Origin of the sequence: Mesorhizobium sp. 2RAF45 (assembly GCF_052115225.1) — a bacterium.
Classification (GTDB): domain Bacteria; phylum Pseudomonadota; class Alphaproteobacteria; order Rhizobiales; family Rhizobiaceae; genus Mesorhizobium; species Mesorhizobium jarvisii.
In genome coordinates this window covers 689,862-714,351 of the sequence record NZ_JBFRGG010000003.1, presented here as the reverse complement: position 1 = coordinate 714,351, position 24,490 = coordinate 689,862, and the positions used below count along the sequence as shown (strand labels likewise).

The 24,490-nt window shown below is 63.2% G+C and carries 21 protein-coding genes; 13 read left to right on the top strand and 8 right to left on the bottom strand.

All coding sequences use genetic code 11. The features are described 5' to 3' along the window. Positions 1–117: 117 nt before the first annotated feature. Positions 118–2,844 (top strand): DNA mismatch repair protein MutS, encoded by a 2,727-nt coding sequence (gene mutS / locus AB4Z43_RS12795; protein ID WP_441937722.1) that lies wholly within the window; start codon positions 118–120, stop codon positions 2,842–2,844. On the opposite strand, the gene AB4Z43_RS12790 is transcribed toward mutS, so the two are convergent. The 3 genes from AB4Z43_RS12790 to AB4Z43_RS12780 all read right to left on the bottom strand — a co-directional run bounded on the left by AB4Z43_RS12790 (position 2,845) and on the right by AB4Z43_RS12780 (position 6,732). Continuing rightward, a complete protein-coding gene (locus AB4Z43_RS12790) occupies positions 2,845–3,690 on the bottom strand; it encodes an aldo/keto reductase (protein ID WP_441937720.1) in 846 nt (281 codons plus the stop codon). An 89-nt stretch (positions 3,691–3,779) separates the two neighbouring features. Further along, positions 3,780–4,169 carry a CopM family metallochaperone gene (gene copM, locus AB4Z43_RS12785; protein WP_096453109.1) on the bottom strand — a complete coding sequence of 130 codons (390 nt, stop codon included), beginning with the start codon at positions 4,167–4,169 and terminating at the stop codon, positions 3,780–3,782. A gap of 43 nt (positions 4,170–4,212) precedes the next feature. Next, positions 4,213–6,732 (bottom strand): heavy metal translocating P-type ATPase, encoded by a 2,520-nt coding sequence (locus AB4Z43_RS12780; RefSeq protein WP_064984499.1) that lies wholly within the window; start codon positions 6,730–6,732, stop codon positions 4,213–4,215. 305 nt (positions 6,733–7,037) lie between these two features. Here AB4Z43_RS12780 and AB4Z43_RS12775 point away from each other — a divergent pair, with 305 nt between their 5' ends. The 8 genes from AB4Z43_RS12775 to AB4Z43_RS12740 all read left to right on the top strand — a co-directional run bounded on the left by AB4Z43_RS12775 (position 7,038) and on the right by AB4Z43_RS12740 (position 17,077). Further along, entirely contained in the window at positions 7,038–7,835 is a 798-nt protein-coding gene (locus AB4Z43_RS12775; protein ID WP_064984498.1) for a glycosyltransferase family 25 protein, read from the top strand. Positions 7,836–7,925: 90 nt separating this feature from the next. Then, the gene (locus AB4Z43_RS12770; RefSeq protein ID WP_019862894.1) at positions 7,926–10,727 is read left to right on the top strand and encodes a [protein-PII] uridylyltransferase; all 2,802 of its coding nucleotides are present in this window, start codon (positions 7,926–7,928) and stop codon (positions 10,725–10,727) included. 46 nt (positions 10,728–10,773) lie between these two features. Beyond that, positions 10,774–12,354, top strand: coding sequence for a murein biosynthesis integral membrane protein MurJ (murJ, locus tag AB4Z43_RS12765; protein WP_019862893.1), 1,581 nt, complete (start codon positions 10,774–10,776; stop codon positions 12,352–12,354). A 181-nt stretch (positions 12,355–12,535) separates the two neighbouring features. Beyond that, entirely contained in the window at positions 12,536–13,066 is a 531-nt protein-coding gene (locus AB4Z43_RS12760) for a dTDP-4-dehydrorhamnose 3,5-epimerase family protein (RefSeq protein ID WP_064984495.1), read from the top strand. Position 13,067: 1 nt separating this feature from the next. Then, positions 13,068–14,369 carry a glycosyltransferase family 2 protein gene (locus AB4Z43_RS12755; RefSeq protein ID WP_441937716.1) on the top strand — a complete coding sequence of 434 codons (1,302 nt, stop codon included), beginning with the start codon at positions 13,068–13,070 and terminating at the stop codon, positions 14,367–14,369. Between the two features lie 151 nt (positions 14,370–14,520). After that, positions 14,521–15,588, top strand: coding sequence for a tryptophan--tRNA ligase (gene trpS / locus AB4Z43_RS12750; protein ID WP_019862890.1), 1,068 nt, complete (start codon positions 14,521–14,523; stop codon positions 15,586–15,588). A gap of 281 nt (positions 15,589–15,869) precedes the next feature. After that, a complete protein-coding gene (locus tag AB4Z43_RS12745) occupies positions 15,870–16,361 on the top strand; it encodes a universal stress protein (protein ID WP_010913128.1) in 492 nt (163 codons plus the stop codon). Positions 16,362–16,507: 146 nt separating this feature from the next. Beyond that, on the top strand, positions 16,508–17,077 hold the full coding sequence (locus AB4Z43_RS12740) for a NifU family protein (protein ID WP_019862888.1): 570 nt from the start codon (positions 16,508–16,510) through the stop codon (positions 17,075–17,077). A gap of 152 nt (positions 17,078–17,229) precedes the next feature. On the opposite strand, the gene AB4Z43_RS12735 is transcribed toward AB4Z43_RS12740, so the two are convergent. After that, positions 17,230–17,847: a L,D-transpeptidase gene (locus tag AB4Z43_RS12735; protein ID WP_019862886.1), complete on the bottom strand. Its 618-nt coding sequence runs from the start codon at positions 17,845–17,847 to the stop codon at positions 17,230–17,232. A 226-nt stretch (positions 17,848–18,073) separates the two neighbouring features. Here AB4Z43_RS12735 and cueR point away from each other — a divergent pair, with 226 nt between their 5' ends. From cueR to AB4Z43_RS12720, 3 genes are all read left to right on the top strand, one after another. Then, a complete protein-coding gene (gene cueR / locus AB4Z43_RS12730; protein WP_027047690.1) occupies positions 18,074–18,496 on the top strand; it encodes a Cu(I)-responsive transcriptional regulator in 423 nt (140 codons plus the stop codon). Between the two features lie 172 nt (positions 18,497–18,668). After that, complete coding sequence (locus AB4Z43_RS12725; protein ID WP_202360977.1) at positions 18,669–19,001, top strand: sunset domain-containing protein; 333 nt, start codon at positions 18,669–18,671, stop codon at positions 18,999–19,001. 802 nt (positions 19,002–19,803) lie between these two features. After that, positions 19,804–19,971 (top strand): hypothetical protein, encoded by a 168-nt coding sequence (locus AB4Z43_RS12720; protein ID WP_019862884.1) that lies wholly within the window; start codon positions 19,804–19,806, stop codon positions 19,969–19,971. A 73-nt stretch (positions 19,972–20,044) separates the two neighbouring features. On the opposite strand, the gene AB4Z43_RS12715 is transcribed toward AB4Z43_RS12720, so the two are convergent. Continuing rightward, positions 20,045–20,431: a hypothetical protein gene (locus AB4Z43_RS12715; RefSeq protein ID WP_441937711.1), complete on the bottom strand. Its 387-nt coding sequence runs from the start codon at positions 20,429–20,431 to the stop codon at positions 20,045–20,047. 157 nt (positions 20,432–20,588) lie between these two features. Between AB4Z43_RS12715 and AB4Z43_RS12710 the strand changes: the two genes are divergently transcribed. Next, the gene (locus AB4Z43_RS12710) at positions 20,589–21,089 is read left to right on the top strand and encodes an MmcB family DNA repair protein (protein WP_167470424.1); all 501 of its coding nucleotides are present in this window, start codon (positions 20,589–20,591) and stop codon (positions 21,087–21,089) included. Positions 21,090–21,106: 17 nt separating this feature from the next. Here AB4Z43_RS12710 and nhaA read toward each other — a convergent pair whose 3' ends face one another. The 3 genes from nhaA to AB4Z43_RS12695 form a co-directional block, all read right to left on the bottom strand. After that, positions 21,107–22,303 carry a Na+/H+ antiporter NhaA gene (gene nhaA, locus AB4Z43_RS12705; protein ID WP_441937709.1) on the bottom strand — a complete coding sequence of 399 codons (1,197 nt, stop codon included), beginning with the start codon at positions 22,301–22,303 and terminating at the stop codon, positions 21,107–21,109. A gap of 224 nt (positions 22,304–22,527) precedes the next feature. Next, the gene (locus tag AB4Z43_RS12700; RefSeq protein ID WP_010913121.1) at positions 22,528–23,091 is read right to left on the bottom strand and encodes an ActR/PrrA/RegA family redox response regulator transcription factor; all 564 of its coding nucleotides are present in this window, start codon (positions 23,089–23,091) and stop codon (positions 22,528–22,530) included. Between the two features lie 64 nt (positions 23,092–23,155). Next, a complete protein-coding gene (locus AB4Z43_RS12695) occupies positions 23,156–24,487 on the bottom strand; it encodes an ActS/PrrB/RegB family redox-sensitive histidine kinase (protein WP_038651796.1) in 1,332 nt (443 codons plus the stop codon). Positions 24,488–24,490: the final 3 nt, after the last annotated feature.

Sequence of the window (24,490 nt, the reverse complement as noted above, 5' to 3'; positions counted from 1 at the left end):
GCGCGCGGGAATCGCAGGCCGAAGGACAATTGCGTGCAAACGATCGCCTCGGTCTTCCCCTGCTTTTCGAAGCTCCGGCATTAAACCCGGCCAACACATCTGCTAGCGTGCCGCGCCATGAACATGCACCTAGCGAATGAGCCCGACGCCCCCGAGGTGATGACGCCGCCGCCCGGCACGGCCGCCGTCACGCCGATGATGGAGCAGTTCATCGAGATCAAGGCGGCGAACCCGGATTCGCTCTTGTTCTACCGCATGGGCGATTTCTACGAGCTGTTCTTCGACGACGCCGAAAAGGCGAGCCGGGCGCTGGGCATCGTCCTGACCAAGCGCGGCAAGCACCAGGGCCACGATATCCCGATGTGCGGCGTGCCGGTGCATGCGGCCGACGACTATCTGCAGAAGCTGATCGGCCAGGGATTCCGCGTCGCCGTCTGCGAGCAGATCGAGGATCCGGCTGAGGCCAAGAAACGCGGTTCCAAATCGGTGGTGCGCCGCGACGTGGTGCGGCTGGTGACGCCGGGCACCATCACCGAGGACAAATTGCTGGCGCCGTCGGAATCGAGCTTCCTGATGGCGCTGGGCCGGGTGAAGGGCGGCAGCGACCATTCCTTCGCAATTGCCTGGATCGACATCTCGACCGGCGCCTTCCGCGTTGCCGAGACCACCGCCGACCGGCTGCTGGCCGACATTTTCCGTGTCGATCCGCGCGAGCTGATCGTCGCCGAGCCGGTGTTCCATGATCCCGAACTGAGGCCGGTGTTCGACGTGCTCGGCCGCGTCGCAAATCCACAGCCGCCGTCGCTGTTCGATTCTGCCTCGGCCACCGGGCGCATCGCCCGCTTCTTCGACGTGGCGACGCCGGACAGTTTCGGCACGTTCTCGCGCGCCGAACTGTCGGCGATCTCGGGCGCCATCGCCTATGTCGAGAAGACGCAGAAGGCCGAGCGGCCGCCTTTGTCGCGGCCGGAGCGCGAAGAGCAGGGCTCGACCCTGTTCATCGATCCGGCGACGCGCGGCAATCTCGAACTCTTACGCACGCTGTCCGGCAGCCGCGAGGGCTCGCTGTTCAAGGCGATCGACCGCACGGTGACCGGCGGCGGCGCAAGGCTGCTCGCCGACCGGTTGATGGCGCCGCTGACCGACCCGGCGGCGATTGGCGCACGCCTGGACTCGGTGTCGTTCTTCCGCTCCGAAACCCGGCTTTGCCAGGCGGTGCGGACGAGCCTGAAAAGCGTCGCCGACATGCCGCGTGCGCTGTCCCGGCTGGCGCTCAACCGCGGTGGCCCGCGCGACCTCGGCGCACTACGCGCCGGTTTCGAGGCGGCCGGCGCCATCGTCGAAATCTTCGCCGCAACCGCCCTGCCCCAGGAACTGGCGGACGCGATGGCCGCCATCCAGGCGCTGCCGCAGGCGCTTGCCCAGCATCTGACGCAGGCGCTCGGCGAGGAATTGCCGCTGCTCAAGCGCGACGGTGGCTTCCTGCGCGGCGGTTACCACCCGGAACTCGACGAGATGCGGGCGTTGCGCGACGAATCGCGAAAAGTGATCGCCGGGCTGGAGCGCTCGCTGATCGAGGAGACCGGCATCCGTTCCCTGAAGATCCGGCACAACAATGTGCTGGGTTACTACATCGAGGTGACCGCCAACCATCATGCGATCATGACCGGCAGCGATGGCGCCAAGGCGCGCTTCATCCACCGCCAGACCATGGCTAATGCCATGCGCTTCACCACGACGGAGCTTGCCGAACTCGAGACCAAGATCGCCAACGCGGCAGACCGGGCGCTCAGCATCGAACTGGCGGCGTTCGATGCGCTGACGGCGCAAGCCGTCGGCGAGGCGGAAAAGATCCGTGCCGGCGCCGATGCGCTGGCAGCGATCGATGTCTCGGCGGCACTGGCGCTGCTTTCGGAAAGCGAAGCCTGGTGCCGGCCGGTGGTGGATTCCAGCCTTGCCTTCGAAATCTACGGCGGTCGGCATCCGGTTGTCGAGCAGGCCTTGCGCCGTTCCGGCGACGGGCCGTTCGTCGCCAATGATTGCGACCTGTCGCCGGAGGGGAACGCCAAGAACGGCGCGATCTGGCTGCTGACCGGCCCGAACATGGGCGGTAAATCGACGTTCCTGCGGCAGAACGCGCTGATCGCCATCCTGGCCCAGACCGGCTCCTTCGTGCCGGCAACATCGGCCCATATCGGCGTCGTCGACCGGCTGTTCTCGCGAGTCGGCGCCTCGGACGATCTGGCGCGCGGCCGTTCGACCTTCATGGTCGAGATGGTCGAGACGGCGGCGATCCTCAACCAGGCCGGCGAACGGGCGCTGGTGATCCTCGACGAGATCGGCCGCGGCACCGCCACCTTCGACGGCCTGTCGATCGCCTGGGCGGCGGTGGAGTACCTGCATGAGAAGAACCGCTGCCGGGCGATCTTCGCCACCCATTTCCACGAAATGACCTCGCTCGCCGGCAAGCTGGCGCGGCTCCACAACGTCACCATGCGGGTCAAGGAATGGGAAGGCGACGTCGTCTTCCTGCACGAGGTCGGCAAGGGTGCCGCCGACCGCTCCTATGGCGTGCAGGTGGCGCGGCTCGCCGGCCTGCCGGAAGCGGTGGTCGACCGGGCCAAGCAGGTGCTGCACCAGCTGGAGGAAGGCGAGGTTTCCGGCAAGACCAACCGGCTGGTCGACGACCTGCCGCTGTTTTCCGTGGCCATGAAGCGGGAGGCGCCGAAGCCGGTGAAGAGCGACGCGCTCGGCGCCGCGCTGGGCGAGATCAACCCCGACGAGATGACGCCGAGGGAAGCGCTGGAAGCGCTTTACCGGCTGAAGGGACTGGCGGGGAAGTAATTAGATCATCTCCAGCCCACGCTTGCGCGTCGGTGGCGGGAACGCACGGTCGAGATCGGCGAGATCCCCAGCTGTGAGCTTTATGTCGAGCGCCGCAAAATTCTGGCGGACGTGCTCCTGGCTGCTGGCTTTCGGAATGGCGATGACGCCTTCCTGCTGCATCCCCCAGGCCAGGGCGATTTGTGCCGCGGTCGCATTGTGGCGGGCGGCGACGGCGTCAAGCCCAGTATTACGTGCCAGCGCGCCCTGCTCGACCGGCGAATAGGCCATCAAAGGGATGCCGCGCTTGCGGCTCCAGGGCGCCAGATCGAATTCGGGGCCACGTCGGACCAGATTGTAAAGCACCTGGTTGGTCTGGACGTTGCCACCGTCGGGCAAACCGGCCAGGTCCTCCATGTCCTCGGTGTCGAAATTGCTGACGCCCCAATGGCGGATCTTGCCGGCCCTCCTCAAGGCCTCGAAGGCTTCGACCGTCTCCGCCAAAGGCACGCTGCCCGGCCAATGCAGGAGATAGAGATCGATGCGGTCGGTGCGCAGGCGCTTCAGGCTGTTCTCGCAGGCGCGCTGCACGCCGGCGCGCGACGCGTTCGATGGCAAAACTTTCGAGACCACGAAGACCTCGGCGCGGCGCCCGGCAATGGCTTGCGCCACCACTTCCTCGGCGCCGCCGCTGGCATACATTTCGGCGGTGTCGATCAGCGTGAGGCCAAGATCGAGGCCGAGTTTGAGAGCGTTGACCTCATCGGCACGGCGACGCGAATCCTCGCCCATCTTCCACGTGCCCTGGCCGAGCACTTGAATGGCTTCGCCAGAAGGCAGTGTGGTGGTTCTGATGGTGGATGGCATGGCAGGCTCCGTTTGAGGCCGAATCGCATCATAGGGCGGGCGAGAGAATCCAGAGGCGTTCTCGCCCAAATCTCCCCGTCGCGAAAGGCTCACTTCACTGGATGCGCGGCGAGCCAATCCTGCATCTGCTTGATCTCGGCTTCCTGCGCGGCGATGACGCCTTCGGCGAGCTTGCGGATTTCCGGGTCCTTACCGTTGGCAAGCTCGACCTTGGCCATGTCGATGGCGCCCTGGTGGTGCGGGATCATGCCGCGGACGAAATCGACATCGGCATTGCCGGTGTATTTGACCATCATGTCCTTGTGCATCTTGTCCATCGCCTTCTTGTAGCCAACGGTGGCAGGGCTTTGCGCACCCATCGCCATGCCCGCCATGTCGTGTTTCATTTCTTCGCTCTGCGCCGGAACGCTTTCGAGGAAGACGGCGAGCAGCATTCCCGCCGCCATCAGCAAAAGCACGAGTTTCTTGGCCAAGGTCATTCATGGTCTCCTGTTGGTTGAGTTTCGTATTTGGGGGTTTGGATCAGAGTTTCAACGTTCGCAGCCGCAATGCGTTGGCGATGACCGAGACGGAAGACAGGCTCATCGCCGCTGCCGCCAGCATCGGCGACAAAAGCATGCCGGTGAGCGGATAGAGCACGCCTGCGGCGACGGGCACGCCAAGGACATTGTAGAGGAAGGCGAAGAACAGGTTCTGGCGGATGTTGCCGATCGTCGCCTGGGCCAGCGTGCGGGCGCGGACGATGCCGTTGAGGTCGCCCTTGACCAAAGTGATGCCGGCGCTTTCGACCGCGACATCGGCGCCGGTGCCCATGGCGATGCCGACATCGGCGCTGGCCAAGGCCGGCGCATCGTTGACGCCGTCGCCGGCCATGGCGACGCCGGCGCCCCTGCCGCGCAGTTCCTCGACCAGGGCTGCCTTCTGTTCCGGCAACAGGCCGGCGCGAACCTCGTCGATGCCGAGGCTTTTGGCGATTGCGTTGGCCGTGCGCTCATTGTCGCCGGTCGCCATGATGATCCTGAGTCCGCTGTCATGCAGCGCCTTGATCGCCTCGGCGGTGGTCGCCTTGATGGGATCGGCGACGGCGACGATGCCGGCCAGTCTGCCGCCGACAGCGACGAACATCGCCGTCTTGCCATCGCCCTGCAGCGCTTCTGCGCCGGCCGAAACGGCGGAAACGTCAACGCCGAGATCGCCCATCATCGCGGCATTGCCGAGCGCGACGGCCTTACCCGACACCGTGCCGGAAACACCCTTGCCGGTAACCGCCTCGAAATCGCCGGCGTCGGTGACGGTCGCACCGCGCGCCGCGGCGCCCTCGACGATGGCCTCGGCCAGCGGATGTTCCGAGCCCTTCTCCAGGCTCGCGGCGAGCCCCAGCAATTCGTCTTCGGAAAAGCCGGTTGCCACGACGACATCCGTCAGTTTCGGTCTGCCCTCGGTCAGCGTGCCGGTCTTGTCGACGATCAGCGTGTCGACGGAGGCGAAGCGTTCGAGCGCGGCGGCTTCCTTGATCAGCACGCCAGCATGCGCCCCGCGTCCGGTGGCGGTCATGATCGACATCGGCGTGGCGAGGCCAAGCGCACAGGGACAGGCGATGATCAGCACCGAGACCGCCGAGACGATGGCGAAGATCAGGCTGGGCTCGGGGCCGAAGACGGCCCAGGCGATGAAGGCCACAACGGCGACAAGGACGACGGCCGGGACAAAGTAGAAGGAAACGCGGTCTGCCAGCCCCTGGATCGGCGCGCGCGAGCGCTGTGCCTTGGCGACGAGTTCGACGATGCGCGCCAGCGTGGTCTCTGCGCCGATCCGTTCGGCACGCATGATCAGCGAACCTTGTTTGTTGAGCGTGCCGCCGGTGAGAGCGTCGCCCTCGGCCTTTTCGACCGGCAGCGGCTCGCCCGTGATCATCGATTCGTCGATGGAGGAGCGGCCTTCGAGCACCGTGCCGTCGACCGGCACGGCATCACCGGGCCGGATACGCAGGCGATCGCCAGCCTTGACGCTGTCCAGCGGCACATCGGCCTCGGAACCGTCTTCGGCCATACGGCGCGCGGTCTTCGGCGCCAGATCGAGCAAGGCGCGGATTGCCGACCCGGTCTTTTCGCGGGCACGCAATTCCAGCACCTGGCCGAGGAAAACCAGCGCGACAATAACGGCGGCGGCCTCGAAATAGACCGGCACCGCGCCGCCATGGCCGCGGAACTGATGCGGGAAGATGTCCGGAAACAGGGTGGCGACGACGCTGTAGATGTAGGCCGCGCCGACGCCTAGCGAAATCAGCGTCCACATGTTGGGGCTGCGGTTGAGGACAGACTCCCAGCCACGGTGGAAGAAGGGAAAAGCGGCCCAGAGCACCACCGGGCTTGCCAGGAGCAATTCTATCCAGACCTTTGTGCGATCATCGACCCAGCTTTCGAACGACACTCCAATCATTGGCGCCATCGCGACGATCAGAAGCGGGATCGACAGGACTGCGCTGACCCAGAACCGCCTGGTGAAATCGACCAGTTCGGGATTTGGCCCTTCATCGCCCGATGGCACGCCCATCGGCTCAAGCGCCATGCCACAGATCGGGCAGGAGCCGGGCTTGTCGCGGACGATTTCGGGATGCATCGGGCAGGTGTACTGCGTGCCCTTGGGCGCGGGCGGCGGTGCCGGCCTGTCGCCGAGATAAGTCTGCGGTGCCGCCTCGAATTTCGCCTTGCAGCCGGCGGAACAGAAATAGAAGCCCTGGCCTTCATGGCGCACGAAGTGCCTGGCTGTGGCACGGTCGACGCTCATGCCACAGACGGGGTCGGTGGCCGTGAGGTATTGTTCCGGCTCGGCCTGGAATTTCGAACGGCAGCGCTCGCTGCAGAAATGGTAGAGGCGACCGCCATGCTCCGATGTCGGCTTGCCGACTGCTGGATCCACGGTCATGCCGCAGACCGGATCGCGCAGAACGGCTGCAGTATCGGCGCCTTTCGGCGCGCAACAACTGCCGTGCGCGCCTTGTGCGTGGTGATCGCCGCGATGGTCATGGTCTGGGTGCGTCATTCCAAAATGCCTCTATGCCTCTGCCTGATCGCGGAGGTAGTGCTTCCAGTAACTGGAAGGTCAAGGGCTGTTCCGATTTTTTCGTTTCTGGCCCGGCATTGGCCGCTCACCCTGTACCAGGTGGCTACATCGTGTCGAAGCAAATGGCACGCGACGTCCTCTGTTGGCTCTGCCATTGCGGCATGATATCCACCCGAGAAAGATCAACAAACCATAGCATCACCTGTGCTTGAAGGCTCCCGCGGTGCTTGGCGGTTCCCGCCGGTTCGCTGGAAGCAAGGGTTTTGAAAAAATAGCTCGTGAAAATGAAGCGTCTGGTCATCAACCTCGATCGATCTCCCGAGCGGCTTGCCCACATGTCGAGGGAATTCGCCCGCATCGGCGTTGGGTTCGAACGGGTCGCGGGGGTCGATGGCAAGGAACATCCCGACCTGATTCTGCAGCCGCAGCACGCAATACACGCCACCCGGCCGCTCTCCGGCAGCGAAATCGCCTGCCTGCACAGTCATCGAGCCTGCTGGACGATCATTGCCCAGGATGAGGCCCCATACGGCGCCGTGTTCGAGGACGACATGGTCTTCTCCAGTAGGGCCGGGGCGTTGCTGGGCGATACGAGTTGGGTGCCGGCGGACGCCGATGTCGTGAAGCTCGAGACATTCTTCTCCACAACCGTGATCCAGAGGAGAAGGACCTCTGCCGGACATGGTTTTTCCATGGCCCGGCTCCGCAAGGGCCATCCGGGGGCCGGTGGTTATCTGCTCTCGCGGCGGACGGCGCGCGACTTTCTGGAGGCAACGGCGCAGGTCAGCATTGCTACCGATGATCTCATCTTCAACCCCGTCATGTCGGCCGGCAAGACCATCTACCAACTTGTTCCGGCGCTCTGCGCACAGGATCAATTCGTCGACGGAAGGCTGCCAAGCCTGCTTGACCACGAACGCGATGCCGCGCGGACCGCTAGCGGGCTTATGACAAGGCAGAGGAAGCCGATGACCGTGAGAATCAGCAGAGAGGCCGGGCGAACCGCACGGTGGATCGCCGATTTCTGCAGATTCCGGCAACGGATCGTCGTTCCCATCGATCCGATCGAGGCAACGGACTAGCCCGCTTGCCGGGCCACCAGAAGGCCCCATACCCAGCGCCGCGAAAACACGCTATAGACGCCGCCCAAATGGCAAGGCCGACTGATACCTATGGCGAAAATCTCCCTGAAGCTCGATGAACTGATCGACGGCGAAGCCTTGCGCCGCGAGATGACCGCGCTGACGACGGCCACGGCGGGTGACGGTTCGGGAGCCGCCGCCCGCGCCGGTGTGCTGCAGCTTCTCAAGGCCCGGCTCGCCGAAGGCCGGAGGATTGCCGAGGCCATGCTGAAGGAGGATGGCGGCGGCAATGCCTGCGCCGAGCGATTGTCGCATCTGATGGATGAGCTGATCCGGGCGCTTTACGATTTCGCGGCGACGCATGTGTACCGCGTGAAGAACCGTTCGTCGGCCGAACGCATGGCCGTCGTGGCGGTGGGCGGCTATGGCCGCGGCACGCTGGCGCCGGGATCCGACATCGATCTTCTGTTCCTCTTGCCCTACAAGCAGACACCGTGGGGCGAGCAGACCGTCGAATACATGCTCTACATGCTGTGGGATCTGGGCCTAAAGGTCGGCCACGCCACCCGCAACATCGACGAGTGCCTGCGGCTGTCGCGCACCGACATCACCATCCGCACCTCGATTCTGGAAGCGCGCTTCCTGTGGGGCGAACGCAAGCTCTATGACGAGTTGATGCTGCGCTTCGACCACGAGGTGGTGCGCACGACCGGCCCGGAATATGTCCAGGCCAAGCTCGCCGAGCGCGACGAGCGCCATGCCAAGGCCGGCGAAAGCCGCTACCTGGTAGAACCCAACGTCAAGGACGGCAAGGGTGGCCTGCGCGACCTGCAGACGCTGTTCTGGATCGGCAAATACTTCTACCGAGTGCGCACCGGCGAGGAATTGGTCGAAAAGGGCGTCTTCACCGAGGCCGAGTACCGCGAGTTCCAGAAGGCCGAGGACTTCCTGTGGGCGGTGCGCTGCCACATGCATTTCCTCACCGGCAAGGCCGAAGAGCGGCTGCATTTCGACATCCAGCGCGAGATCGCCGAGCGGCTCGGCTACACCACCCATCCCGGCCTGTCGGCGGTCGAGCGCTTCATGAAGCACTACTTCCTCGTCGCCAAGGATGTCGGCGACCTGACCCGCATCTTCTGCGCCGCGTTGGAAGAGGAGCAGGCCAAGCATGTGCCCGGCTTCAATCGCATCTTCCTCACCTTCCAGCGCCGCAAGCGCAAGCTTGCCGGCACGTCCGATTTCATTGTCGACAACCACCGCATCAACATCGCCGACGACCAGGTGTTCGAGCGCGATCCGGTCAATCTGCTCAGGCTGTTCTGGTTCGCAGACAAGCACGGGCTGGAATTCCACCCCGATGCGCTGAAGCTGCTCACCCGCTCGCTCGGCCTGGTCAACAAATCGCTGCGGCGCGACGAAGAGGCCAACCGGCTGTTCCTCGACATATTGACCTCCGACCGCAATGCCGAACTCAATCTGCGGCGCATGAACGAGGCGGGGCTGCTGGGCAGGCTGATCCCCGATTTCGGCAAGATCGTCGCCATGATGCAGTTCTCGATGTACCACCACTACACGGTCGACGAGCACCTGATCCGCTGCATCGGCGTGTTGGCCGAGATCGAGCGCGGCGATGGCGAAAAGGTGCATCCGCTGTCGCATTCGCTGATGCCCGGCCTGAAGAAGAGCCGCGAGGCGCTTTATGTCGCCGTCTTGCTGCACGACATCGCCAAGGGCAGGCCGGAGGACCATTCCGAGGCCGGCGCCCGCATCGCACGGCGCATCTGCCCGCATATGGGGATGTCGGCGGCGGACACGGAAACCGTCGCCTGGCTGGTCGAGAACCATCTCGTCATGTCGATGACGGCGCAGACCCGCGACCTCAACGACCGCAAGACCATCGAGGATTTCGCCTCGATCGTGCAGTCGGTCGAGCGGCTGAAGCTCTTGTTGATCCTCACTGTCTGCGACATCAGGGGCGTCGGGCCGGGTGTGTGGAACGGCTGGAAGGGCCAGTTGCTGCGCACGCTCTACTACGAGACCGAACTGCTGCTGACCGGCGGTTTCTCGGAAGTGTCGCGCGCCCAGCGCACGGCGGCGGCGCGCGAACGCCTGGCCGAGGCACTCGCGGACTGGTCCGACAAGGACCGCAAGCGCTATGTCGGGCTGCATTACGAGAATTATCTGCTCACGGTCGACCTGCCGGATCAGCTGCGCCACGCCGAATTCGTCCGCGAGGCCGACGCGGCCGGCAAGAAGCTCGCCACCATGGTCAAGACCCACCAGTTCGAGGCGGTGACCGAAATCACCGTGCTGGCGCAGGACCATCCCCGCCTTCTGTCGGTCATTGCCGGGGCATGCGTCGGCGCCGGCGGCAATATCGTCGACGCGCAGATCTTCACCACCGCCGACGGCCGCGCGCTCGACACCATCCTGATTTCGAGGGAATTCGACCGTGACGAGGACGAACGCCGTCGTGCCGAGCGTGTCGGCCGGCTGATCGAGGACGTGCTGTCGGGCAAGAGCTGGCTGCCGGAGATGATCGAGAAGCGCACCAAGCCAAAGCGCGGCGCCAAGGTGTTCAAGATCCCGCCACGCGCCGAAATCCGCAACGCGCTGTCGAACCGGTTTTCGGTCATCGAGGTCGAGGGGCTCGACCGCCCGGGCCTGCTGTCTGAGATCACCGGCACGCTGTCCGACCTGTCGCTCGACATTGCCTCGGCGCACATCACCACTTTCGGCGAAAAGGTCATCGACACCTTCTATGTGACAGACCTCACCGGCCAGAAGATCGACAACCCGACCCGCATCGCCACCATCCGCAACCGGCTGATGGCAGCGCTCGAAGGCATCGCGCCCGAACGCGGCGGCAAGGCCAAGGCGGCGGCCGAGTGACAGCCTCCATCACTTTGTCCCAATTCCGCAGGCAGTTCCCAAAAGCATGAGCCTCGTCAAGAAATTCGCAACGGTCGCTTCCGGCACGCTGATGAGCCGCGCGCTTGGTTTCGGCCGCGAGATGCTGATGGCGGCAGCGCTCGGCACCGGACCGGTGGCCGACGCCTTCAACGCCGCCTTCCAGTTCCCCAACACCTTTCGCCGGCTGTTTGCCGAAGGCGCGTTCAACGCCGCCTTCGTGCCGCTGTTTGCCAAGGAGATCGAAACGCACGGCACCGACGGCGCCAAGCGTTTTTCCGAGGAAGTGTTCGGCGTGCTGTTCTCGGCGCTGCTGGCGCTGACCATCGCCATGGAACTGGCGATGCCGCTGATCGTGCGCTATCTGGTGGCGCCGGGCTTTGCCGACACGCCGGGCAAATTCGAGACGACCGTCCTGCTGGCGACGATCATGTTCCCCTATCTCATCTGCATGTCGCTCGCGGCCATGATGGCCGGCATGCTGAATTCGCTGCGCCGCTATTTCGCGGCGGCGATCGCGCCCGCTTTCCTCAACATCATCCTGATCAGCGTGCTTGGCTATGCCTGGTATCACGGGCTGGATGCGCATGCCGTGGGCTTCAGCCTGTCCTGGGGCGTGCTGGCGGCGGGGCTCGTGCAGCTCGCCATCGTCTGGGTGGCGGTGCGCAATGCCGGCATCTCGATCGGCTTCCGCCGGCCGAAGATGACGCCGAACGTCAAGCGCCTGCTGATCCTGGCCCTGCCGGCGGCGATCACCGGCGGCATCACCCAGATCAACCAGTTGATCGGCACGGCGATCGCGTCGGCGCAGGACAGTGCGGTGTCCTCGCTCGCCTATGCCGACCGCGTCTATCAGCTGCCGCTCGGTGTCGTCGGCGTGGCGGTGGCGATCGTGCTGTTGCCCGAACTGTCGCGGGCGCTGAAATCGGGCAATCTCATCGAGGCCGCCAATCTGCAGAACCGCTCCGTCGAGTTCACTCTGTTCATGACCTTGCCGGCGGCGGCGGCGCTCTGGGTGATGTCGGAGCCGATCGTGCGGCTGGTCTATGAGCGCGGCGCGTTTGCCGCCAACCATTCGACCCCGACCGTGGCGGCGATCCTGGCGATCTTCGGCCTTGGCCTGCCGGCCTTCGTGCTGATCAAGGCCTTCACCCCGGGCTATTTCGCCCGCGAGGACACGCGCACGCCGATGATCTTCGCCGCCATCTCGGTGGCGGTGAACGTCGCCACCGCGCTGACGCTGTTTCCCAGGATGGGCGCACCCGGCATTGCGGTGGCCTCGGCCGTGGCCGGCTGGGTCAACGCGCTGATGCTGCTTGCGGTCTTGATCCGGCGCGGCCATTGGGGCCGCGACGTGCCGCTCCTGAAGCGCATTCCCCGGCTGGTGCTGTCGGCGGCGGTGATGGCGGTGGCGCTGTATTTCGCCGAGCACTGGCTGGCCGTCAGGCTCGGTCCCGGCTCGCCGCTGGTCGTCAAGGCGACGACGCTGCTGGCACTGGTGGCCGGCGGGGCGTTGCTCTACTTCGTCACCGCCTTTGCCACCGGCGGCGCCGATTTCGGCATGATCCGCAGAAACATCGGGCGTAAGGGATCGCCGCCTGTCGGCTGACGATCCCCGGACTCTTGATACTACCGGATGCCGTTCGACCGCCTTAATCCCTGTTGATATGCGAGAATCCCTGTGGATATGCGAGCGCTGAGGCGCCATCGCCTCCTCGTGTATTGCCTTTGGCGCCGACTGACAGCAGGACAAGCCTAGATTGCATTTGCCGCTAACGTTGGAGGGCTCGATGGACAGGCTGTCACTCGAAGATTTTGTTGATGACCAGCCTTGGGAAGACGACGTTCCGCTTCTGGAAGACATTTCCAGTGAAAATCCGATAGCGGGCGTGCGAATGCAGCGGCTGGTTACAAGGGGCGACAAGCGTGGCGAGCTTACGGTCCTCATGTCGGCACTGGTGGAGCCCATAAGCCCGCCGCCACATGTCTATCTGGTATCGGCCGAGGCGGGATCGATCAGGGCGTGGGTCTATCACAAGCGACAGTTCGACCGGCTCGCCTATACAAATGGCGACCTGAGGGTCGTGCTCTACGATCTGCGCGAGGATAGTCCGACCTACGAAAAACTGAAGGTCCTCGACGTCGGCGCGGCAAACAAGATCCTGCTGACGATTCCGCCCTATGTCGTTCACGGGATTCAGAATCGGGGCAGGAGCACCGCGACATTCATCAACATGCCGACAACCGTCTACGATCCTAAGCATCCGGACAAATCACGAATCCCCTTCGATCATCCGGGCATCCCTTACAAATTCGGATAACATGACCACGTTTTCCGTCATCATGGCCACCTACAATCGCGGCAGGCATATTCTTCCGTCGATCCAATCGGTGCTGAGCCAGACCTGTCGAGACTTCGAGCTGTTGGTGGTAGGCGATTGCTGCACTGACGATACCGCGGATGTGGTTCGGGCGCTCGCGTCTCCGCAAATCCGCTGGTTGAACCTGCCCGAGCGCGGCGGCAGCCAAGCCTTCCCCAACAATGCGGGCATAGAGATGTCGTGCGGGCGATATATTGCCTATCTCGGTCATGACGATATCTGGGCTCCGGACCATCTCCAGGCACTGGCAGATCTTTTCGGGCACAGCCCGCAGCCGGACTTTGTCGTGAGCGGCGCGATATTTCATGGCCCCAGGGCAAGCAATTTCCGGTGGGTGACCGGCATCTTCGACGAATCGGACACCGCTCTCAGGCACTTCTTCCCGCCTTCCAGTTTCGGTCACCGACGCGACGTCGCCGATCGAATTGGGAAATGGCGCCATCCCAAAGAGATCACAGCGCCCGTTGACGCGGATTTCCTTTTGCGGGCGGCAGGGTCCGGGATGAATTTTGTCTCGACACAGCGGATCACCGTCCACAAATTCGCGGCCGGCCACCGCTACCTGAGTTATACGAGCCACACTTCGGACGAGCAGGAGCGAATGGTCCGGCGAATGGCCCGGCCGGGATATAACGGCTTTCTGGCGTCCGAGCTGGCCAAGGCGAAGGCCGCCGGCGCCTACATGGTGGTCGTGCATCCGGATTACGGGCGCTATGAAAATGGTCAGGTTTCGAGTCAGAATGCGATGGCCAAGGGCGTCGTCCGCCCGGATCTGCGCAAGCTTAGACAGCGTGAGGTCATCAAGCAGGACAACTCGCCCAAAGCGCTCGATTGGTTTCCACTCCAAGCGGGCGGCGACTGGGTATTGTGGGTCGGCTGCAATCCGCGCCCAAAGCTGCTTGTGCCGTTCAAATATGCCGGCAAGGCGCGGATTCGCCTGGACATCCGGCACCCTCTACGCGAGGCGCTGACCAAGCTCAAATTGTCCGTAAACGGCCAGCTGGCTGTGGCAAGCCTTTGCAACGTGCGCCAAGAAGGCAACCTCTGGAACGCACAAGCGACGTTTGAAACGGCGCTGCGAAGGGACGATCATACGATCCTGGAGCTTCATCTCACCAGATTGCAAAGACCTGCGGCACGCAACGGCATCGGCGTTGGCGACATAGAGGTGAGCCCGTTGGGGTGGCGAAGCATTGTTGCAAAAGGCGCGCGGCTGCTGGCAAAGTTCCGTCCAACCCGCTGATAGCTCTTGCCGGTTTTTCACCCTTCGTCCATAAGCGCGCCGTCGCAAGACTTTCGCCGCGTGCGGTTTCCAGCCGCATGATCGGCTCCAAAAAGTCTGCAACTTTTTGGAATCACGCTTTTACGGCCCTCCACAAGCCATGAGGAAACCTATGTCCGCCTTCAAGCCACTCGTCTTCTCCGGCGTCCAGCCGACCGGCAATCTGCATCTCGGCAACTATCTCGGCGCCATCAAAAAATTCGTCGCCCTGCAAGAAACGTCCGATTGCATCTACTGCGTCGTCGACCTGCATTCGCTGACCGCGCAGCTCGTTTATGACGACCTCGCAGACCAGACGCGCTCGATCACCGCCGCCTTCCTTGCCTCGGGCATCGACCCGAAGAAGCACATCGTCTTCAACCAGTCGCGGGTGATGCAGCATGCCGAGCTCGCCTGGATCTTCAATTGCGTCGCGCGCATCGGCTGGATGAACAAGATGACGCAGTTCAAGGACAAGGCCGGCAAGGACCGCGAAAATGCCTCGCTGGGCCTGCTCGCCTATCCCTCGCTGATGGCTGCCGACATCCTGCTCTACCGCGCCACGCATGTGCCGGTGGGCGAGGACCAGAAGCAGCATCTCGAGCTGACCCGCGACATCGCCCAGAAATTCAACAATGATTTTTCCGACCGCATCGCCAGGCTTGGCGTCGGCGTCGAGATGCAGGTCGGCGAGGAGACGGTGAACGGCTTCTTCCCGATCACCGAGCCGGTGATCGGCGGCCCGGCGGCGCGCATCATGAGCCTGCGCGACGGTTCGAAGAAGATGTCGAAGTCGGATCCGTCGGACCTGTCGCGCATCAACCTGACCGACGATGCCGACACCATCTCGAAAAAGATCCGCAAGGCCAAGACCGATCCAGAGGCTTTGCCGAGCGAAGTCGACGGGCTGGAAAGCCGGCCGGAAGCGGAAAACCTTGTCGGCATCTATGCCGGCCTGGCCGAGATGTCGAAGGCCGACGTGCTGAAGGAATTCGGCGGCCAGCAGTTTTCCGTGTTCAAGCCGGCACTCGCCGACCTTGCGGTGGAGAAGCTGGCGCCGATCGCCGGCGAGATGCGCCGCATCGAAGGCGACCGCGCCTATGTCGACGCGGTGCTCAGGGACGGCGGCGAACGCGCCGGCGTGCTCGCCGAAACGACGATGAAGACGGTGCGCGACATCATCGGGCTGCTTCAGAGCTGATCCGCATCGTCAGTGCAGCGCACCATTCCGGCACAAGACATACTGGCCTAAGGTCGGCGGCTTGCCGCCGGTCGGCGGCGGTGGCAGATTGCGGCCGAAAACGCACTCGCGTCACTGATTTTGAAATCAGCCAGGGTTGGATATCAAGGGCAATGCGAATTTCAAAATCAGGGACACGAGCAAACGATTGATTTCTAGTGTCGTTTTTGATTTCGAAGTTCGCTCGGAGCGCGATATCGAAAGCAGGCGAACTTCGAAATCACGACACTAGGTAGATAGACATGGTCTCCAAACGCCTCAGCCGCGAAGCCGGTCATCGCAGGAAATTCCTGACGATCATCGACGATACGCCCGAGTGCGAGCGCGCCGTCGCCTACGCCTCGAAGCGGGCGCAGAGCACCAGCGGCACGCTGGTGCTGCTCTATGTCATAGTACCGGACGATTTCCAGCATTGGTTGGGCGTCGAGAAGATCATGCGCGAGGAGGCGAACGCCACGGCCCGCGCGGCTCTCGATGGCTATGCCAACAAGGTACGCCAGAAGCTCGGCATCGAGCCGGAGATGGTGGTGCGTGAAGGCAAGCCGACGGAAGAGATCCACAAACTGATCGAGGAAGACCAGGACATCGCCATCCTGGTGCTGGCGGCCGGCGCCGGCAAGGAAGGCCCCGGGCCGCTGGTCGGTGCCGTGGCCGGCAAGGGCGCCGCCTTCCCCATTCCGGTCACGGTGGTGCCGCAGAATCTGTCCGACGAGGAGATCGACAGCCTCGCTTGAAGCCCGCCCGGGATTCTGTCCCCCAGCCAGCAAAAACATTCCGCCAGCCAGCCGTTCGGGCGATGCGTTTCGCTTGAATGTCAAGCCGATAAGGCCTATTTAGAACTATTCCAAACTATCTGCCCGTAGCGGGCACGGAGACGGCCATGTTCATCCAGACCGAATCGACGCCCAATCCGGCGACGTTGAAATTCCTGCCCGGCAAGGAAGTGCTGATGGAAGGTACCGCCGATTTCCGCGATGCCGACAGTGCGGCAACGGCCTCGCCGCTGGCCGGCCGGCTGTTCGAAATCCCCGGTGTCACCGGCGTCTTCTTCGGCTACGATTTCATCACGGTGACCAAGGACGGCCCCGACTGGCAGCACCTGAAGCCGGCGATCCTCGGCGCCATCATGGAGCATTTCATGTCCGGCGCGCCTGTCATGGCGAAAAGCGGCCCGGCCGCAGAGACCAGCCAGACCGGCGAGTTCTACGACAAGGCGGACGAGGAACTCGTCATCACCATCAAGGAACTGCTCGACACCAGGGTGCGCCCGGCGGTGGCCCAGGATGGCGGCGACATCACCTTCCGCGGCTTCGAGAACGGCACGGTGTTCCTGCATATGAAGGGCGCCTGCGCCGGCTGCCCGTCATCGACGGCGACGCTGAAGCACGGCATCCAGAACCTGCTTCGGCATTTCGTGCCGGAAGTGCAGCAGGTCGAACAGGTCGCCTGACCACCCCCGTAGCCAGCACGATTTCAGTCGTAAAAAACAAAAAACCGGGCCGAATTGCCCGGTTTTCTGTTTGGGACGTCCGTTGTTGCCTAGACGGTCCGCGTACGAACTTGCCTTCTCGTTGGCCATGATCCCGCGAGGGATCCTGGTCCTTACATCACGATGACCTTGGCGCCGACCGAGGCGCGGTCATAGAGATCAATGATGTCCTGGTTCATCAGCCTGATGCAGCCGGACGACATCGCCTTGCCGATCGAATTCCATTCCGGGCTGCCGTGCAGGCGGTAGCCCATGTCGCCGCCCTTGTTGAAGAGATACATGGCGCGCGCGCCAAGTGGGTTCTTCAGGCCCGGCTCCATGCCATTGGCGAACTTCGCCAGTTCCGGCTGGCGCCTGATCATTTCGCGGGGCGGCGTCCAGGTCGGCCATTCGCGCTTCAGCGCGATATGGGCGGTGCCGTGCCATTCGAAGCCTTCGCGACCAACGCCGATGCCGTAGCGGATCGCGAGCCCGTCACCTTCGACGAAGTAGAGATACTTGTTCTGCGTATCGACGATGATGGTGCCTGGCTTTTCCTTGGTGTCGTAGTTCACTTCCTGCCGGTGATACTGCCTCGGCACCTTTTCGATCGGGATGCGCGGCAGTTGGTAGCCAGCATCGGTCACTGCGCCGTAGTCGTTGGAGAAGATCTGCCCGCCGATGGTGCTGCAGCCGGCGATGGCCGTGGACAGCGCCAATGCGGCAATTATTGCAAGCGACTTCATGCGCATGAGATGATCCGGTGCCCTGCCCAAATGTCAGCGGCACGAGTCGGCCGCTTTCTTGCGATCATTCATGCTGGCATTTGCTTTGCTTGCCAAGCGCACGATGCCTATATGCTGGGACTTACGTGCTGGTATGCGTATCAGTATGGCATTTCAGCAACAGCCTTCACCGGATTGTGAAGGAAATTCAATGGGCCTGACTCGCAGGCCCGGCAAAATCGAGGACCACGCCATGAATGTCGGCGATGCCGCCCATCGTTCAGGCCTGCCGGCCAAGACCATTCGCTACTATGAGGAGATCGGTCTGATCGCGCCGGCGCGCGCCGCCAACGGCTACCGCGACTATTCCGGTGACGACATCCATCGGCTGACCTTCCTGCGCCGCGCGCGCAACCTCGGTTTTTCCATCGACGATTGCCGCCAGCTGATGGCGCTGTACCAGGATCGCGGCCGCGCCAGCGCCGACGTGCGCGAGATCGCCGCCGCTCATGTCACGGCCATCGAGGAGAAGGTGCGCGAGCTGCAGTCGATGCGCTCGACCCTGCAGAAACTGATCCACGCCTGCCATGGCGACGAGCGGCCGGATTGCCCGATCCTGGATGACATGGCAGGGGCTGCGGCGCCTGGCGACAAGGCCGTCTCAGCGAGACCATAGCAGACCCTAGCAAGGGATTTTGGGCAGACCACCCAGCGAGATGGCTTTCCGGTCATGCGCCGCATTGGGCGCCATTGTTCGCCCTCTGCCGGCCAAGACGGCGCGCCATTAAGTTAGGCAATGCTTATAGACTCCTCGCCAGAGCGGCGGCATTCTCCTCTCGGGAGGGGGAGTGGACAAGTCTCGCTACGACAATCGTTCCGACCGCTGGCGAAGGCGTGCCAGGGGTCGCCGGCATTGGCGTCCCTCGCGCAACACCATCTGGTGGACATTGATTGCCGCGGCGATCGCCATCCTGGCCAGCCTGATCGCCGTCAAGGCCGGGCCGCCTCTCGTGGGCTGCAACATCAAGGGAAATATCAGCTACAATACGGGCGAGCGCATCTATCACGTTCCCGGACAGCAATATTACAACGAGACCCGGATCAGCCTGTGGAAGGGCGAACGCTGGTTCTGTTCGGAACAAGAAGCTCGAAAGGCTGGCTGGCGAAAATCAAGATTATGAGAACGTCCGGCCAGGTCCGGCCGAACCAGGGACTTCAGTCTTATTTGCGCGATCGCTAATATACATATAGGTTAATCAGCGCGGGGACAATCACACCCAAAGCCCAAACCCGCAATGGCCGGCGCAGCCCCCTTTAGACCCAAAGCCAAACTGCGCCGGCCATTCCGCCAGGCATATTCCTTACGTCAGTCCTTATATGTCGGCTAACTAAAGTAACGGAACGTCCAATGGACATTTGAGGAACTTAAAAGGTCCCCTCAGACCTTTGTACACCGGCACGCAAGACTTTAGTCTTGCCGCCCTCTAGTGAAGAGCGCAAGTTGATCGCCACGACATAGGGCTCCACAGAGATGAATACCAGACCGCCCCCAGCCGGATATTGCGCGATCACGGAAGGCCCCTAGGGCTGGGGTTCGCCAACCCAATCGGCCGGCAGAGAGCGATTGCGTAATCGACCATTGTTCCACGAGCGATCGTGCCTTGCATGCGCCGCTTGCAACGCACCCCGTAGGAACGACCCGGCACGCTCGCAGTCGGGGGGACATGGGGTCGTGCCGGGTCGTTGCGGGTCAGGCTTTTGGGATCGTCTCCGCACTGCCTAAGCTATATGCATATTAGCCACAGCTCAATTAAGACTGAAGTCCCGCCCACGGACTGCCCAGTTGCAGAGAGCAGAACCTGTTCCGTGCTGGTTCACGGGATGAATGTTTGACAGGGCCGATACACCCAAAAGAAGTCAGGATCGGTTCTTGAAGGCTTGATTTGAAGGGCATACCGTCAACCCAATGGGCTTGGTGACACAATGTTGAACGACGAAAAAGACAAGCAGTTTTGGGCTTTGGACCTGGACGCTCTGCGCAAGGCTTTCGACACGTACGTTCAAGAGCACAAAACCACGGCAGCGGAGTGGGGGGAACACGCCAAGCGGTTCCTCGAAAAACAACGCGTTCGTCAGCGCGAATCGAACTGATTCCCGGCGCAGGAGCCGCACCGGTCTTACAGTGGTAGCCATTCCCCTACGGCTGGGTAGCGCTAGATCGAATTTAACTCGTGCCCTTAGGCACGAAGAAACACGTCCATCTGAATCTGTAGTAGGCCTCGAACTTCGTATGGGGAATGATCGTTCGATAGAACGTCATTAAACGCTCACAGAGATGGTAGTGGTCATCAATGGAGACTTGGGCACGTTCCCTGGGGATAAACCACTCCGGCTCTTGTGGCTCATTGAGATAGGCAGGGCGGGGCAAGCGGACGTAATAGCCGTCTTTGGTCTCTCTCACGGCGCGAGAGTCTATCGGATGGCAATCTTTGTTGCCGCAGCAATCATAGCGCAGAACCGGATCTTTTTTGCCGGTATACCAATCGTGGGCATCTGCGTCGCCGGCCAAGAGAAGCCATGCCAGCGCGATCCATCCCCGTGGCTGTTTCATGATACCCCTCGCTTTTGAGGGCCAGCATATATTAGCTAGGCCTAATTGTCAGCGGGGATACGCCGGCCCGTCGAGGACCCGGCCAGGTTTGTCAAATATATAATCGCCATCACAAGGCGGGTTCAAACCGTGAACAAAATCTGGCATGGTGCCTGCCATGCCGATCATTTCCCCCATCGCAATCAACCCCCTCATCGACGGTCGCCAGTCGGAACGCGCCATGCTGGTGCGGCGCGGCGTGCAGCGGCTGCTCATGGCGATGGGCGCGCATGTGCTGCCTGAACTGTCGCTGGCCACCGGCCGTCGCGCCGACCTCGTGGCGCTGACCCGCCAGGGCGACATCTGGATCATCGAAATCAAATCCTCGATCGAGGATTTCCGGGTCGACCGCAAATGGCCCGACTACCGGCTGCACTCCGACCGCTTCTTCTTCGCCACCCACCCCGGCGTGCCGGCGGAGATCTTTCCGGAGGAGTGCGGCTTCATCCTCTCCGACGGCTATGGCGCCGAAATCCTGCGCGAGGCGCCGGAGCACCGCATGGCGGCGGCAACACGCAAGGCACTGATGCTGCGGATCGCGCGCGCCGGCGCGGCGCGGCTGCTGGCGGCGGAGCTGGCCGGCGTCTCGGTGCCGGCACTCGAGGGGGAGAGCGAGTAGTTCGCGGAACCGCGCCCCTACTCCGTCTCTTCTTCCGCTCCACCCGCGGCCGGCGCCATCAGCAGCACGGCAGCGCCGATGATGGCGGCGATGAAGGAGCCGGCGAGGATGCCGACCTTGACCGCGTCCTGCAGAGCCACATCGCTGGCGAAGGCGAGCAGGCCGATGAACAGGCTCATGGTGAAGCCGATGCCGCAGAGCAGCGAGATGCCGATCATATGCGACCAGCCGGCATGGGCCGGCAGGTCGGCCAGGCCGAGCCTTATGGCAAGTGCCGAGGAGCCGAACACGCCGACCAGCTTGCCGACCACCAGGCCGGCGGCGACGCCCAGCGTCAGCGGCTCTATCAGCGCGCCAAAACTCAGGCCGGCGAGCGAAACGCCGGCATTGGCGAAGCCGAAGATCGGGATGACGAAAAAGGGGACGATTTTGTGCAGGCCGTGCTCGAGCCGGTGCAGCGGCGAATGGTCGAGATCGTGACCGATCCCGGCGGAACGCTCGAGCGGAATGGTCAGCGCGAGCGCAACGCCGGCAAGCGTGGCGTGGACGCCCGATTTCAGCACCAATACCCACAGGATTGCGCCGAGCAGGAGATAGGGCACCAGCGTCATCACCCGCATGCGGTTGAGCACGACAAGCACCGCAATGACGGCGAAGGCGGCGCCGAGATAGATGAGCGACAGGCCGCTCGTATAGAAGATGGCGATGATGATGACGGCGCCGAGGTCGTCGATGATGGCGAGCGCGGTCAGGAAGACCTTCAGCGAAGCCGGCACGCGGCTGCCGAGCAGCGACAGCACGCCAAGCGCGAAGGCGATGTCGGTGGCGGTCGGGATCGCCCAGCCGGAGAGTGCCGCCGAATTGTTGCGATTGATGGCGACATAGACCAGCGCCGGAACCACCATGCCGCCGGCCGCCGCGATGCCGGGCAGGACGCGGCGTGGCCAGGTCGACAGCTGGCCGTCCAGCATCTCGCGCTTGATCTCCAGCCCGACGAGCAGGAAGAACACCGCCATCAGCCCGTCATTGACCCAATGCGACACGCTGAGCGGGCCGAGATAGGCATGGAGAACGGAGAAATAGGTTTCGGCAAGCGGTGAGTTGGCGACGATCAAGGCCAAGGCCGCCGCCACCATCAGGATGATGCCGCCGGCCGCCTCGCTGTCGAGGAATTCGCGGAAGACGGAAATCGGCCGCTGCTTCAAATCCTGCATGTCGCCTCCGTTAAACCGCGTCACTTGCGATGATGCTCAAACTCCGGCCTCCGGACAGTATCCGACCGTGCTTGGGCGTCTCAGAGACTGTTTCGAAATTCGCTCTGGCGAGTCATATGGTGGTGGTTTCGAGAACCGGAGCGGAGCGGACGTTCGGGTCCGTGAGCACCGGAAGCGCAGAAAACGCCATCAGATGGCCGCCAGAGTAGAATTTCCAAACAGTCTCATCGCGGGGCGCGCTTGGCCAGTATCCGCTGCAGCGTGCGGCGGTGCATGTTGAGCCGGCGCGCTGTTTCGGAAACGTTGCGCTCGCACATTTCGTAGACGCGCTGGATATGCTCCCAGCGCACGCGGTCGGCCGACATCGGGTTTTCCGGCGGTGCCGCGCGCTCGCCCGAGGTGCGGGTGAGGGCGGCGAAGATGTCGTCGGCGTCGGCAGGCTTCGACAGATAATCGACGGCGCCGAGCTTCACCGCCGTCACCGCGGTGGCGATGTTGCCGTAGCCGGTCAGGATGATGGTGCGGGAATCCTCGCGCTTCTCGCGGATGGCGGCGACGACATCGAGGCCGTTGCCGTCGCCGAGCCGCATGTCGACCACAGCGTAGGCCGGCGGATTGGCGCGGGCCTTGCCCACCGCCTCCTCGACGCTCTCGGCGGTCTCGACCACAAAACCCCTGGTTTCCATGGCGCGGGCGAGACGCGTGAGGAACGGCTTGTCGTCATCGACGATCAGAAGCGAGGTGTCCTCGCCTTCAACCATTGCGCCAATATTTTCATCGCCTGTCATCGTCGTAAGAATTCCTGCTGCCTTAATTTTACGCAGATATAGTTTTGCGCCGCTATTGTCCAATTTACGCAGTGTCAAACATGGTGGCCGGGGCCGTTTCCGGGTTCAGGAAGACCGATCTCGGCCACGAAATCTGCACCACGGCGCCCTCGCCCAGGCCGCTCGAATTGCGGAAGTCGAGCGTGGCGCCCGAGCGTTCGAGCAGAGTCTTGGCGATGAACAGGCCGAGTCCCAGCCCGCCGCCGGCCTCGGTGCCCTGGCGCGTCGACATATAGGGCTCGCCGATGCGATCGATGATTTCAGGTGGGAAACCAGGCCCGTCATCGATGATCGAGAAGGTGACGGCCGCCTCGTCCCAGCTCCAGCGCACGGTGACGCTCTTGCGGGCGAAGTCGACGGCGTTCTCGACCAGATTGCCGAGGCCGTAGATGACGCCCGGATTGCGCCGCCCGACCGGCTCCGGCCCGCTGCGTTCGCCCGGGCGGAGCTTGATCGAGATGCCGAAGTCGCGATGCGGCGCGGTGACCTCCTCGACCAGCGAGGTCAGCGGCAAGCGGGACAGATGCGCCTCGCCCTCCGACGACAGGCTGGTCAGGCGCTTGAGGATTTCGCGGCAGCGTTCGCTTTGCGAGCGCAGCAGCTTCACGTCCTCCCCGTATTTCGGGTCGCTGCCGAGCGCCTTTTCCATCTCCTTGGCGACGAGCGTGATGGTGGCGAGCGGCGTGCCGAGCTCATGCGCGGCCGCCGCCGCCAGGCCGTCGAGCGCCGAAAGGTGCTGTTCGCGCTGCAGCACCAGTTCGGTGGCGGCAAGCGCATTGGCCAAAAGCCGCGCTTCGGCGGCCACCCGGAAGGCATACATGGCGGTGAAGGCGATCGAGGACAGCACCGCCATCCACATGCCGGCGACATAGATGAAAGGCATGGCCAGCGGCGCGCCTTCATACCAGGGCAACGGCAGATGGAAGAACACCAGCAAGGTCGCCGCCAGCATCACCAACCCGCCGAGGATGGCGGTGAGGCGCAGGGGCAGCGACGTCGCCGAAATGACGACAGGCACGGTCATCAGCAGCGAGAACGGATTGGTCAGGCCGCCGGTCATATAGAGCAGGCCGGCAAGCTGCAGGCTGTCGAAGATCAGGATGCCGAAGGCGGCGAACGGCGTGAGCCTGTGCGCCGCCGGAAACCTGAAGGCCAGGAACAGGTTCATCCAGGCCGAACAGGCGATCAGCGCAAAACACAGGCTGACCGGGAGCGGAAATTTCAACCCATAGGCGACGACGAGCACCGCCACGCTCTGGCCGACAATGGCCAGCCAGCGCAGCCGGATCAGCGTGTTGAGGCGCAACCGCTGGCTCTGCTGGAAATCGGGCGCGTTCAGGATGTTGATCATGGCCATGGA

Coding starts and splice junctions, on each gene's coding strand:
- AB4Z43_RS12770 (WP_019862894.1), top strand. CDS start 7,926: ATGGCGAAAATCTCCCTGAAGCTCGATGAACTGATCGACGGCGAAGCC.
- AB4Z43_RS12780 (WP_064984499.1), bottom strand. CDS start 6,732: ATGACGCACCCAGACCATGACCATCGCGGCGATCACCACGCACAAGGC.
- cueR (WP_027047690.1), top strand. CDS start 18,074: ATGAATGTCGGCGATGCCGCCCATCGTTCAGGCCTGCCGGCCAAGACC.
- copM (WP_096453109.1), bottom strand. CDS start 4,169: ATGACCTTGGCCAAGAAACTCGTGCTTTTGCTGATGGCGGCGGGAATG.
- AB4Z43_RS12775 (WP_064984498.1), top strand. CDS start 7,038: ATGAAGCGTCTGGTCATCAACCTCGATCGATCTCCCGAGCGGCTTGCC.
- AB4Z43_RS12715 (WP_441937711.1), bottom strand. CDS start 20,431: ATGAAACAGCCACGGGGATGGATCGCGCTGGCATGGCTTCTCTTGGCC.
- AB4Z43_RS12735 (WP_019862886.1), bottom strand. CDS start 17,847: ATGCGCATGAAGTCGCTTGCAATAATTGCCGCATTGGCGCTGTCCACG.
- nhaA (WP_441937709.1), bottom strand. CDS start 22,303: ATGCAGGATTTGAAGCAGCGGCCGATTTCCGTCTTCCGCGAATTCCTC.
- AB4Z43_RS12755 (WP_441937716.1), top strand. CDS start 13,068: ATGACCACGTTTTCCGTCATCATGGCCACCTACAATCGCGGCAGGCAT.
- trpS (WP_019862890.1), top strand. CDS start 14,521: ATGTCCGCCTTCAAGCCACTCGTCTTCTCCGGCGTCCAGCCGACCGGC.
- murJ (WP_019862893.1), top strand. CDS start 10,774: ATGAGCCTCGTCAAGAAATTCGCAACGGTCGCTTCCGGCACGCTGATG.
- AB4Z43_RS12700 (WP_010913121.1), bottom strand. CDS start 23,091: ATGACAGGCGATGAAAATATTGGCGCAATGGTTGAAGGCGAGGACACC.
- mutS (WP_441937722.1), top strand. CDS start 118: ATGAACATGCACCTAGCGAATGAGCCCGACGCCCCCGAGGTGATGACG.
- AB4Z43_RS12740 (WP_019862888.1), top strand. CDS start 16,508: ATGTTCATCCAGACCGAATCGACGCCCAATCCGGCGACGTTGAAATTC.
- AB4Z43_RS12790 (WP_441937720.1), bottom strand. CDS start 3,690: ATGCCATCCACCATCAGAACCACCACACTGCCTTCTGGCGAAGCCATT.
- AB4Z43_RS12760 (WP_064984495.1), top strand. CDS start 12,536: ATGGACAGGCTGTCACTCGAAGATTTTGTTGATGACCAGCCTTGGGAA.
- AB4Z43_RS12710 (WP_167470424.1), top strand. CDS start 20,589: ATGCCGATCATTTCCCCCATCGCAATCAACCCCCTCATCGACGGTCGC.
- AB4Z43_RS12745 (WP_010913128.1), top strand. CDS start 15,870: ATGGTCTCCAAACGCCTCAGCCGCGAAGCCGGTCATCGCAGGAAATTC.
- AB4Z43_RS12720 (WP_019862884.1), top strand. CDS start 19,804: ATGTTGAACGACGAAAAAGACAAGCAGTTTTGGGCTTTGGACCTGGAC.
- AB4Z43_RS12695 (WP_038651796.1), bottom strand. CDS start 24,487: ATGGCCATGATCAACATCCTGAACGCGCCCGATTTCCAGCAGAGCCAG.